Source organism: Pleomorphochaeta sp. (assembly GCF_050031695.1).
In the GTDB taxonomy this organism is placed as follows: domain Bacteria; phylum Spirochaetota; class Spirochaetia; order Sphaerochaetales; family Sphaerochaetaceae; genus Pleomorphochaeta.
This window is the reverse complement of record NZ_JBNAIC010000021.1, coordinates 81,352-93,960: the sequence shown is the minus strand read 5'-3', so window position 1 is coordinate 93,960 and position 12,609 is coordinate 81,352. Positions and strand designations below refer to the sequence as shown.

General features: G+C 26.5%; 9 protein-coding genes. 1 reads left to right on the top strand and 8 read right to left on the bottom strand.

All coding sequences use genetic code 11. The annotated features are described in order from the left end of the window. On the bottom strand, positions 1-2,526 hold a 2,526-nt coding region (locus ACPKM0_RS04920; protein ID WP_472473866.1), incomplete at its 3' end, for a hypothetical protein. Between the two features lie 73 nt (positions 2,527-2,599). After that, positions 2,600-3,814: an MFS transporter gene (locus ACPKM0_RS04915; RefSeq protein WP_472473864.1), complete on the bottom strand. Its 1,215-nt coding sequence runs from the start codon at positions 3,812-3,814 to the stop codon at positions 2,600-2,602. A gap of 97 nt (positions 3,815-3,911) precedes the next feature. Between ACPKM0_RS04915 and udk the strand changes: the two genes are divergently transcribed. Then, the gene (udk, locus tag ACPKM0_RS04910) at positions 3,912-4,526 is read left to right on the top strand and encodes a uridine kinase (RefSeq protein WP_472473862.1); all 615 of its coding nucleotides are present in this window, start codon (positions 3,912-3,914) and stop codon (positions 4,524-4,526) included. 23 nt (positions 4,527-4,549) lie between these two features. On the opposite strand, the gene ACPKM0_RS04905 is transcribed toward udk, so the two are convergent. From ACPKM0_RS04905 to ACPKM0_RS04880, 6 genes are all read right to left on the bottom strand, one after another. Next, entirely contained in the window at positions 4,550-6,862 is a 2,313-nt protein-coding gene (locus tag ACPKM0_RS04905; protein ID WP_472473861.1) for an ATP-binding protein, read from the bottom strand. A gap of 242 nt (positions 6,863-7,104) precedes the next feature. Further along, entirely contained in the window at positions 7,105-8,292 is a 1,188-nt protein-coding gene (locus ACPKM0_RS04900; protein WP_472473860.1) for a pyridoxal phosphate-dependent aminotransferase, read from the bottom strand. A gap of 170 nt (positions 8,293-8,462) precedes the next feature. Next, positions 8,463-9,746 carry a ribose-phosphate diphosphokinase gene (gene prs, locus ACPKM0_RS04895; protein ID WP_472473858.1) on the bottom strand — a complete coding sequence of 428 codons (1,284 nt, stop codon included), beginning with the start codon at positions 9,744-9,746 and terminating at the stop codon, positions 8,463-8,465. Positions 9,747-9,935: 189 nt separating this feature from the next. Beyond that, positions 9,936-10,688: an SDR family NAD(P)-dependent oxidoreductase gene (locus ACPKM0_RS04890; RefSeq protein WP_472473856.1), complete on the bottom strand. Its 753-nt coding sequence runs from the start codon at positions 10,686-10,688 to the stop codon at positions 9,936-9,938. Between the two features lie 74 nt (positions 10,689-10,762). After that, the gene (locus ACPKM0_RS04885; RefSeq protein ID WP_472473854.1) at positions 10,763-11,641 is read right to left on the bottom strand and encodes a radical SAM protein; all 879 of its coding nucleotides are present in this window, start codon (positions 11,639-11,641) and stop codon (positions 10,763-10,765) included. Between the two features lie 14 nt (positions 11,642-11,655). Further along, positions 11,656-12,465, bottom strand: a complete 810-nt coding sequence (locus tag ACPKM0_RS04880) for an SDR family NAD(P)-dependent oxidoreductase (protein WP_472473852.1) — start codon at positions 12,463-12,465, stop codon at positions 11,656-11,658. Positions 12,466-12,609 lie beyond the last annotated feature (144 nt).

Here is a 12,609-nt window from a genome sequence, read left to right as displayed (position 1 = left end):
ATTAACTTCATCTATTTCATTAACTTCATCTATTTCATTAACTTCATCTATTTCATTAACTTCATCTATTTCATTAACTTCATCTATTTCATTAACTTCATCTATTTCATTAACTTCATCTATTTCATTAGCTTCATCTATTTCATTAGCTTCATCAATTATGCCATAGCTGTCTAAGTCACTATCATCTTCATCTATTTTATCAAGTTCTTCATTTATAGATTCAACAAACTCACTTCCATTTTTTAATTCTAAATTCTTTTCAGAAGATAAAGGATCTTTTCCCTGAGCAACATTATTTAAAACATCAAAGAAAGAAAAACTTGAAGAAGGAGCTTTTTTCTCAATTTTAGCATCTTCAATCGTTTTTTCATTAGTAATATCGTCTGATCCTTCATTGATAACATCTGTTTGATTAACTTCTGTTTGATTATCAGAATCGGTACCTAAAGGATCTTTACCTTGAGCAACATTATTAAGTAAATCAAAAAATGAAAAATTTCCTTTATTTTCTTTACGTTCTTTTGCTTCTTTCTCTGCTTCCAATTCTTCTTCAGCTATTTCATCCATTAAATCATCAATCTCAAAAGAAGTGTCATCTAAATTAGATTTCTCTTGATTCAAATTTTCAAGTGTATCTAATTCAGAGATCTCAGAAACAATTTCATCCTCTATTTCATCAGGTTCAACTAAGTTACTTTCATACACCTGTTCAACAAAATGATTTTCTAAAATATCTGAAACTTCTTCATATGTATTAATATCTTCTTCTAGTTCATCTTGTAAATTTTCATCATCTAAAACTTCTGTAAAATCAAATGTATCTTTATTTAAAATAGCATTATCATCTTCAATCTCATCTTGAGCTATTTCATCCATTAAATCATCTTCATCAAAATCAAAGTTGTCACCTTCTATTTCTATAGAAGACTCATCTCCTAAAACTTCTTCTGCTTCATCTAATAAATCATCATCATCAAAAGTATTTTCAATTTCATCAACTAAAACATCATCTTTTTTTTCTGTTGGAGTTTCATCATTATCATGATCATCATGATCATGCTTCTTTTCATCTTCAATCTTTAGATTCTCGAGTTTGAGAACTTGCTTTTTAAATTCAACAATTTTTCCAAAGTCGTTCATTAACGTAACAACATAAGATAATTTTACATAAAAAACATTGTCCTTTTCTACTAAATCAGGTTCTCTCTCATCGTCGATTACAACAATAATTGGATCTTCAATTTCATCAATATTTTTTAAACTTAAATTATAAGAATTTATAGAGTTATTTAATTTTGTTATTTCAGATATTGGGTTTAATGGGATATTATACCCTTTTGCTTTTGGGACCTGTAGATAAACTTTATCTCCACCTTCTTTATCAAAGAAGGTGGTAAATTCTGTTTCTTTAAACTTATAATTTAAAGTATACCCCAATTTACTAAAAACACCTGCAAATATTGAAAAAGGAAGCATTGCACTTTTTCTTAATTCATTAGTTTCCCAAAACTCTCTATAATCTGGATTCTTTAATAATACAACTTTTTTAATAGTGGAATATAATCTATCTATTGCAAACATACCATCAAATATAAAAGCTTTATTGCGTATTTTAATGAACAGAGAATCATCAAGACCAGCACTTTCTGTTAACCAGCAATAATTATTAGTTTGAATACTATTTGAACTAATTGATAACAAATCAATATCATGTTGGGAAAGAGATGTTAATTTATTTGCATAAAATAAATCAAACCCCTCACTCTTATATTTGATATCATTAAACCATTTTTCCCAATTTTCTTCTTTGATTATTCTTTGAAGTAAATCTTTATCTTCTTCTTTATTACCTGCTTTTCTATATTCTTCTATTTTCTCTTGAGTCATTAGAGCAAATCTGTCAACTTCATCTTCTAAAAGATTCATAGCTTTAAAACCACTATAAGTAATAATTTTTGCAGCTTCTATAAGTGTTTCTAAATCAGCATCAAATGTCTTTGAAATTTCACTAGCAAATGGTAAAAGTGTACATTTTAATTCTAATACTTTGTCATTTAGTTTATCAAATTCTGTTGGTAGTGGATTTATATAATTGGTAACAATTTTTTGTATAGGTGTTCTATTTTTAATATCATCAATCTCTTGTAAAATATAATTATCTAGATACTTAACAGTATGAGCCTCAAGTTGTAAATATAGTTTCTTTAATTTATTCTTATCAAAACCTTTCATATCTTGTTTATCAGAAAAGTCATTTGGGTTTGTAGCAACCCATTTTATCAAAAATCTCATTAATCCATACATATTTGATTGAATATCTAAACGTTCTTGATTCTTTTCCACTATCTCATTTGTATAAATAGCTATAGTTTTTAAAACTAAAAGAGGATCATAATTTTCTATTATATTTAATATTGAATATATATCAGATTCTATCTGTCTTGATGAATCCTTAATATTCTTTTCTATTTTTTCTTTTGAAATATTTGCTTTTTCTAAATCCCAAGTGCTAGTATTACTCATCTATGATATCTCCTAAACTAACCAAATTATAACAGTTTTTTAAATCTAAACAACTCAAATAACTATATTAAATCTATATTGAATATTCAATTTCTTTATTCAATGTTTTATAAAAAATAATTCCAATCAATACTGATAACATACTAATTACTCCGTAAAAAAGAAATAAACTGGTAAAGTTATAGTTTGAAATAATAAATCCTCCAATTGAAGAACTAATTACGGAAGGTAAACTTGTTGCTAATGCATAATACATGCTAATACCTACACCACTCATATCTTTTCTAATATGCTTATTTATAAAAACTATTGAGGCTGCATGAAATGAACCATAACATACACTGTGTAAAGTCTGCCCTAATAATAAGAATTTTACACTTGGTAAAAAAGCATATATTAGAACTCTTATTGTTAAAATTAAACTTCCGAAAATTAACATATTAACAGGTTTTACTTTTTTTTCTTGCAATAAATGGCCACTATATATCATCACAAAAAATTCAGCTACTGTTGAGACCAAATTTAAAGTAGTTAAATCTGTATATCCGACTTCTTTAATTGAATATAATGACAAAAAAGAACAAACGCCCGATAATGAAAAGCGATTCAAACCAATTAAAATTAAGCAAATAACAAAAGCTTTATCAAACCAATTCCCATTATTATTACTATTGTCTTTTACCATTTTAACATACAAGTCATCATTTTTAGGTACAAAAAACATAATTATAACTGAAATAAAACTAATAATTATTAACCAAAGACCAATACTTTTATTAGAATCAAGTATAGGTCGATTAATTAAAGAAAGCGTTGCAGAAATAATAACATACCCAACAGTTCCTGCTGCTCTAATCTTTGTGTATCTTGCACTATCACCACTTACAGCAGCATTTCCTATAGAATCTAATAATGGGGCAATTGCTCGAAAGAAAAAACCTGTAGTAATTAACAATAAAATTACAGCTATATAAGAATTAACATAAGAAAGAAAATAAAAACTTAAACTACTTATTATTAATGATGCAATAATCGTTTTTTTATACCAATTTTTACTATTTGCTATATGTCCAATTAATAAAGGTCCTAAAATCCCAAAGCCCTCAAAACAAGCAATAAAAATTCCGACAGCTTCAAATCCGAAACCTAAGTTATCAAGCATAACTTGCAAGTATGGATTTATGATTACAAAAGTTGAATTAACAAAAAAAAACGCTAGATAATAAATCATAACTGCATTGTATGTATTAGTTAAAAAATTAACAATAATTAATGCTATAATAAACATAATATTTTTTATTATTATCGGTTAATAAGTTTATTTACATTACATATTTAAAAGAGTATTATTGTTTAAAATAATGACTCTTTAAAAGGAAAAATTAATGGACGTTAAAATAATAGGAATAACTGGAGGGTCCGGCTCCGGAAAATCAACTATTGTAAGAAAAATTAGTGAAGTTTGTTCTGATTTTGTATTTATACCTCAAGATAATTATTACAAAAGTGCTTCATTTATTAATAATGAAAATATAACAGCTTTTAACTTTGATCACCCAGATGCTTTTGATATGGAACTATTACATTCTCATTTATCAAGTTTAAAAAAGGGTGAAGCTATAGATATGCCTGAATATGATTTTGTACATCACCAAAGACGAGAAGAAACTATAAGAGTGGAACCTCAAAAATTAGTAATTATTGAAGGATTAATGGTTTTATATGACAAACCAATAAGAGATATCTTAGATTTAAAATTATATGTAGATACACCTGATGATATTCGATTCATTAGAAGATTACAAAGAGATATAGCAGAAAGAGGCAGAACCGCTGATAGTGTAATTAATCAATATCTAGAAGTTGTAAGACCTGGCTTTTTTAATTTTATATTACCCACTATGAAATATGCTGATTTAATTATTCCAGAAGGTGGACACAATGAAATCGCTCTTTCAGTCCTAATCCCTTTTATTAAGTCACTAACAAACGATAATTAAATTAATAAAAAAGATTGTATTAACTACAATCTTTTTTTATCTTTTTGATATTTTTTATCAGAAACTTCCTTTAAAACATTATATACAATATTAATATCAATTGGTTTTGAAATGTATCCATTCATTCCAACTCTATAACATTCTTCAATTTCTTTTTTTGAAGTATTTGCAGTCATAGCATATATCATAATATTTTTAGAATAAGATAAATCACTTTCTCGAATCAATTTTGTAGCTTCAAGGCCATTTAATATAGGCATTCTACAATCCATAAATATAACATCAAAATAATTATCCCCTTTTTCTTCGAAAAGGGTATATGCTTCATATCCATCTTTAGCACATTCAACTGTTACATTTTTAGTTTTTAACATTTTCTCTGCAACAAACATATTTATTTCGTTATCCTCTACAAGTAAAACTTGTAAATTCTTTATATCATTATTTTCATCATGAAAGTCCTTTTTTACATCTAGAAGTTTATAATTTAATAAATCATTTAAAGTAGATTTAAGTATTGGCTTTTGTATAACTTTATATGCACTTTCATCAAAATAATTATTTGCATATGATGCTATAATTATTTGTGTTTTCTCTTTGTTAATAATATGACTAAATTTTTCAATTTCTTTTTTATGTATGAAATAATAAGAATTAGAAGATATTATTATATAAGAAAAAGCTATATTATCTTCTCTACTATTTTCTATTATTTGTAGAGCTTTAGAAATACTACTAGCAAAAGAACAATCAATATCCATGTTTTTGCAAATCGATTTTATATTATTTTGATTTGGCTCTATTTCAACAAACAAAATATTTTCTTTATGTGCTTTTTTCAATAACTTTTCTTCTTTATTATAAGATTTTAGTTTTAAGTGAATTTCAAAGTCAGAGCCTTTATCAACTTCTGATTTAACTAAAATTTCACCACCCATTAAATTTACTAAATTTTTAACTATAGAAAGACCTAAACCACTACCTCCATAGATATCTTTAGTATTAGTACTTCCTTGCTCAAATTTATTAAAAATTGTATCAAGCTTTTCTTTTTCAATTCCACAACCAGTATCTATTACGTTAATAATTAACATAACTTCATTATCATTTTGAATTTCTTCTCTAAAATATAAATCAATATGACCTTTAGAATTTGTGAATTTTAATGAGTTTGATAATAGATTAGTAATTACTTGCTTAATTCGATATATATCACCATATAATAATTCTTTTGGGATATTTTCACAATGACAATTAAAGATAATACCATGTTCTATACTGTTGATAAAATAAATACTTGTAATCGGATATATAACGTCTTTAATATCGAATAGTTCATCATTAATAAGCATTCTAGATTCCTCTATTGCCGTAGTATCTAGAATATCATCTATTAACGATAATAAGTATTTTGATGACATATCCATCTTTATTAATATATCTTTCTCTTCTTCTTTGGAATAAGTTTCTTTATTTATTAAATCGATAAGTCCTACAATAGCATTTAAAGGTGTTCTTAAATCATGAGTAACACTAGCTATAAATTCTGATCTATATTCATTTAACTTTATTGCTTCATCTTGATTTTGCTTATATTGTCTTTTCTTTTTATAAAAATAAAAAGCAAGACACATTACAAATGTAAAACAAAAATCAACCATATAGATAATACTTAACATTGTTCTACTTTTCTCATATAGGGCATTTGCTTGTGAATATATATCTTCATAAGGTCTACCAGAGGCAACAATCCAATTATATGGCTCATATAATTTTGCATAAGATAATTTTTTTAAAATCCTATCATCTTCAAGATTTTTGAAATAATAACTTTGTAAAATTTCTCCATCTTTATTGATACCATCAAGCTCAGATTGATAAGGGGTATCCCCTAAGAAATCTTTCATATCAGTCGATAAAAAGGTTCCTTCAGTTTCTACTAAATTTTGATGAACTCTTCGAATAGCATAATTGTCCCCACCTTCAAAATTCAAAACTTCATTAACCCAAAAATATTGATTATCAAAAATCTTTTGATTTCTTATTATTTCTTCTGCTATAGCTTTAACTTCTTTATCAATTTCATCTTTTTCATCTAAAGATAAGTTATCATAATCTTTATAATTTAAATGATATGAGCGTATCGCATCTATCGATAATATTAAATTATTTACTGTTGTTTTTATTTCTATTTCTGCTTCTTTATAAGCTATTTCTGATAATTGATTATATGTTTTTTTTACTTGATAAGTGTATACTAAAGTGATTAGTATTCCTATTAGAATAATAATTAGATAAATTATAATATCATTATTTTTTCTTATATTTTTTTTCATAATAATTCTATTTTTTTATTATAAATCTAATTTATAATACTAATTTAATTATGAACCTCATAATATAAGTAGTCAATGAAAAAAAATAAATTACCCAACACAAACATTTTTTATTATAAAAACAAATCCTTCGCATATTAAAACTATAAAAAATTAAAATAGTTAAAACTAATAAAAACCGTTACATTAATGATGTAAAACTACATCTTTTTTGTAACGGTTATATTCTATTTATTTCTATATTATAAATATTTCTTTTTATAAGCTTCTAAACCTTTTTCTAAACAAATCAAAGCTTTTCTTAAATCATCTGTATTTAGAACATAAGCTATTCTTGCTTGTTTTTTACCAATTCCTGGAGTTACATAAAAATCTTCTGCAGGAGCAATCATAACTGTTTCATTCTCATAACTAAATTCTTCTAAAAGAAATATAGCAAACTTTTCTGCATCATCAACAGGTAACTCAGCAACTTGATAAAAAGCTCCTTTAGGAGTAGAAGATATTACACCTTCAATCTTTTTTAAGCCATCGCTTAAAAAATCTCTTCTCTTTTTATATTCTTCTTTAACTTCAACTAAATACTCAGGAGATGTTTTTAATGCTGCTATAGCTGCAATTTGTTCAATATCAGGTGGACATAATCTTGCTTGTGATAATTTTAACATGTTTGCTTTGAAGTCGTCATTTTTAGTAACTACTGCACCAATTCTAGATCCACACATACTATATCTTTTTGAAAAGGAATCTATACAAACAATTCTATCTTGATAATCTGTATAATTTAATACACTACAAAAATCATTTTCATAACAAAATTCTCTATATACTTCATCAACTATTAAAAATATATCATATTTTTCACATAATTCTAAAATGCTTTGCATTTCTTTCTTAGAATATATATGACCTGTTGGGTTATTAGGAGAACATAATAATATAGCACCAGTTTTCCTTGTAATTCTCTTTTCAAACTCTTCTATTGGTGGTAGAGAAAATGCATCTTCAATCCTACTAGTTATAGGTATTAGATCAACCATTGCAGTTCTTGCAAAGCTTGTTACATTAGTATAATAAGGCTCAGGTATAATAATCTCATCATAAGGATCACAAAGTGTCATAAATGCAAATTGAAGAGCTTCTGATCCACCAGTTGTAATTAGAACATCTTCAACTTCAATATCAACATTTAATTTCTTATAATATTCAACAACACCTTCTCTTAATTCTAAAAGACCTTCGCTTGGACCATAAGGAATATTAGGTTTAGAAAAATTCTTTATAGAATCTAAAGCTTCTTTTGGAGTTTTAATATCTGGTTGACCAATATTTAAATGATGAATTTTAATCCCTCTATTCGCGGCGGCTACAGCATATGGGGATAATCTTCTAATTGGCGAACATTTAAATCCAGATATTCTGTGGGACATTTGCATAAAGGGCTCCTTATTTCTTTTATGTTTATATATTAATTTTTTTTTATATAAACTACGTTTTGCTTGTGAAATATATAATATTTTTTTATAAAACTCAACAAAAAAATATTTTCCAAATAAAAAAAGGCCCAAAACTTTGGGCCTTTCAAAGTTTTAATCAGTTACTAATTTTTTTCAGCGGCTTTATTTTGTTTGCTGAATGCACCTGAGGCTTGTTGTGAATCAATAAGTTTTTGGATAAATCTTCTATTATCTAATAATGGACTAATTGATCTACCATGGTGAAGTCTACTAATAGTTCTTGCGAACAATTCTGAAATATCAGCTTGAACAAACCATGGTTTATCTAATAAATCATGACCGTGAGTTACAGAGTTTGTACCAATAATTCTATAGAATACACCTTCTTTGTAGGCTTTATCAAAGTTTTCAATACCACCACCATTAAAGAAAGGAAGGGAAATCATACAAATAATTTGTTTTGCACCTTTATTCATTAACTCTCTCATAGCAGTAATCATTGTTCCACCAGTTGCAATCATATCATCTGCCATTAATACAGTTTTTCCTTTTACATCACCTAACAAATTAATATTTTTAATATTAGTGTGGTTTGCATCAGTACTTACTATTGAATAATCTCTTTCTTTATATAATACAGCTAAAGGTCTATGTAAGGATTGTGCGTAGAATTTATTTCTAGAAATAGCTCCGGTATCAGGTGATACTACAACAATGTCAGGATCACTTAAATCAATTAATCGACTTAAAGCTATTAGAGTTTGATAAGAACCATGAAGATTCTCAAGATGTGTTTTCATAAAACTGTTTTCGATTTCTCTAGAGTGAATATCAAGTGTGATAATTCTTTCAACATCTAGCATATCACAAATATGTGAAAATAGACTTGCAGTTAATGCTTCTCTACTAGTTTTCTTATGTTGTCTAGAATATGGATAAGTTGGTAAAACTAAAGTAATTGATTCCGCTCCAGCTAATTTTATAGCATGAATTGTTGTTAATAAAAACATTAAATGATCGTTTACACTAAGTCTTACAGGTTCGATTGAACCATTTAATTTAATTGGTTCCATATTAGAAACGTCATAAATGAAAAATACTCTTAATCCTCTTACAGGATCTAGAATTTCAGCCTTTTCTTCTCCATTAGCAAATCTTGTATATTTTGCTCTTATAGTGAAGTCGGGACACTGAAATTGTGTTGGACATTTCCTTCTAGGAATTCTCTTACTATTCATATCATCAATTAAGGTGACCATCTGTAAGATTTGTTCCTCACTCATATCGTGTCTCTTTGCTAATGCGCCAGATAATTTATCATACCGCTCTTTATATAAGCGACGCAAATGCTTCACGACTTTGCTTGTAAAATATTCACTACCCGGGCCAGCAATAACACCGAGTTTGTGGGGTTTAATGATGCTCATAACTTTAGGATACAATAAATAAGAATAGTTTTTCAATTACAAGGATTAATAAATTATATAATATTTTTTAGAAAATTATAACAAATTATATATTTCCTTATTTCTTGTGATATAAATATGTTTTATTAAAAGAAAAAAGTATCTTTTTTCAATGATTTTTGAATAAAGATACTTTTTACTATTTAAATATTATTGGGCAGTGTATCCACCGTCCATATTAAATATTGAACCAACTGCATCTACTGCATAATCAGAGCACATAAATAATACTGTTGTTGCCACATTATCAACCTCAATTAATCTTTTAGTAGGCCTAATTGAGCTTAATTTATCTTGATCTTCTTTACTATATGCTTCAACTAATGGAGTTTTCATAGTTCCTGGTGCTACTGCATTAATGGTTATTCCACTTGTTGCATATTCAATTGCTGTGGCTTTTGTTAATCCATTTATTGCATGCTTACTAGCAATATATACAGGAAAGCCTTTAAACCCTCCAGAAAAACCAGCTTCAGATGAAATATTTACAATCCTACCAAAATTATTCTCACTCATTAAATTTAATTCATTTTGCATTGATAAAAAAGTACCTTTAACATTTACAGCCATAATCTTATCAAATTGATCTTCACTTGTATCTTTTAATGAATATAGTACACCTGTAATTCCAGCATTATTAATTGCAAAATCTAATCTTCCATATTTTTCTTTAATTATAGACATAGCTTTTGCTAAATCCTCATTATTAGTAACATTTCCTTTTATAAACATTGAACCTTTACTAATAAGATTAAGTTCTTTTTCAACTTTTACTCCATTTACATCATCAATACCAAAAATAATTACCTTTGCACCTTCATTTGCAAATTTTTTTGCTATTGCAGCGCCTAAACCATTTTCTCCACCAGTTACAAAAACTACTTTTCCACTAATTCCTTTCATAAAATATTCCTTTTCTTTTTGATTTAATTTAATTTAATAAACTATTTTATATTTCGATTTGCTAACAAAACCTATTACCAAGGTTGTGTTAATAAAATTTCATCTTCAACTATTGGATTATTACTAATATTTTGATTTATTTTTGTTAAAAAAAGTTCTTTATTTTCTGGTAAATAACCTCTAATTGTTAATATATTATTTCCATGATCACCCCAATAATAAGTTTTAAAAGAGCCAATATTTTCAATTAAATATTTTTCTTCTTCTAATATTTGTAAAGGAGTTGCTTGTATAAATTCTTTAGAATCAGCTTGTTGTTTTAATACTGTATTAGGTTGTAAAGTTAATGCCATAGGAGCAATTTCATCAGGTTTTATAATATTAATTAATTCAACAGTATCTTTTATATGTTCTTTAGATTTATATTTTCCACCCAAACCAAAAATTATAGAAACTAAGACTTTAATTTCTGCTTCTTTAGCTTTTTTCATACCCTCAATTGCTTGATTAGGTGTTATACCTTTTTTTACGAATTCTAAAATATCATCATTGCCAGATTCTAAACCAACATAAACCATTTCAATTCCAGCTTTTTTTAATTTCTTTAAGTCCTCAACACTTTTCCTTCTCAAATCATTAAAACTACTATATAGAGCAATTCTTTTTAACTTAGGAAAAGACTTATTAATTTTATTAATAACCTTCAGTAAAAATTCAGTATTTAGAACCATAACATTTCCATCGACTAAAAAAATTGATTCAACATAATCTTTATAAAGAGATGCAGATTCTTCTATATCGTCAAAGATTACATTAATATCTTTTATATGGAACTTTTGTTCTCGAAACATATCACAAAATGTGCATTTGTTATGGGTACACCCAGTTGTAACTTGGATAATTAAACTATTTGCTTCTGGCCAAGGCCTATATATCTTACCTTCATAATTCATAACATTACCTCAATTTATTTAATAAATTCATCAATAATTTCATCTAATACGATAATTAATTCATTTCTCAATTTAGAATCATAAGCATCAATATAAGCATTATTAAAACACTTAGAATCATTATCATAATATCTACCATTAGATGTATTGAACTTTTTGCTTAATGCAGCTTCATATAATATATTTGCTCCAATTTGTAGTGATGAACCTTCAATTCCATAAGCATCTTTTACTAACTTACTAGCTAATAAAGATCCAGGATTGACTGCTAAAAAAGTATTTAATCCATTACCATATTTTTTAGCTAGTTCAAATGTCCACATAGTTAATGCTAATTTGCTTTGTGCATAAACATTACCATTTGAATAAGGGCTTAGTGTTTTTATTGAATTCACATTAAAAGGAGCTTGTGCTGCTGAGGATAAATTAATTACTCTTGAATTTTGTGCTAATATTGGCATTAATAATTTAGTTAACAAATATGGAGCGATGGTATTTATTGTAAATCTAGTATCTAAATTATTTTCACATCTTACTTCTAAAACATTAAATACACCTGCATTATTAATTAATACATCTAATTTACTATGTTTAGATTTTATATCGTTAGCAAAATCCTTTACTTGAGAAAGGCTAGATAAATCATAACTATATGTTTCAATTTCACCATGATTTGGTATTTGTTCAATAATGTTTTTTACTTTCTCAAGTTTATTAGCATTTCTTCCATGAATTAATAGATAATGTCCATCCTTGGCTAATTTCTTTATCGTTTCTAAACCAATTCCATCAGTTGAACCTGTTACTAATATTGTCTTAACCATATTTTCCTCATATATATTTTTATTGTAACCGTCACGATTACAACTAAAATATATCAGATAAAAAAAATATGTCAATAACGGTTTTATTTGTATTATACGGACAACTTTGTTCGTATAGATTCATATAATTTGATATGTTGAAAT

What these genes read in the sequence shown, in the direction of transcription:
- prs (WP_472473858.1), bottom strand. Translation starts at nt 9,746, where the DNA reads ATGAGCATCATTAAACCCCACAAACTCGGTGTTATTGCTGGCCCGGGT.
- ACPKM0_RS04900 (WP_472473860.1), bottom strand. Translation starts at nt 8,292, where the DNA reads ATGTCCCACAGAATATCTGGATTTAAATGTTCGCCAATTAGAAGATTA.
- ACPKM0_RS04915 (WP_472473864.1), bottom strand. Translation starts at nt 3,814, where the DNA reads ATGTTTATTATAGCATTAATTATTGTTAATTTTTTAACTAATACATAC.
- ACPKM0_RS04880 (WP_472473852.1), bottom strand. Translation starts at nt 12,465, where the DNA reads ATGGTTAAGACAATATTAGTAACAGGTTCAACTGATGGAATTGGTTTA.
- ACPKM0_RS04885 (WP_472473854.1), bottom strand. Translation starts at nt 11,641, where the DNA reads ATGAATTATGAAGGTAAGATATATAGGCCTTGGCCAGAAGCAAATAGT.
- udk (WP_472473862.1), top strand. Translation starts at nt 3,912, where the DNA reads ATGGACGTTAAAATAATAGGAATAACTGGAGGGTCCGGCTCCGGAAAA.
- ACPKM0_RS04890 (WP_472473856.1), bottom strand. Translation starts at nt 10,688, where the DNA reads ATGAAAGGAATTAGTGGAAAAGTAGTTTTTGTAACTGGTGGAGAAAAT.
- ACPKM0_RS04905 (WP_472473861.1), bottom strand. Translation starts at nt 6,862, where the DNA reads ATGAAAAAAAATATAAGAAAAAATAATGATATTATAATTTATCTAATT.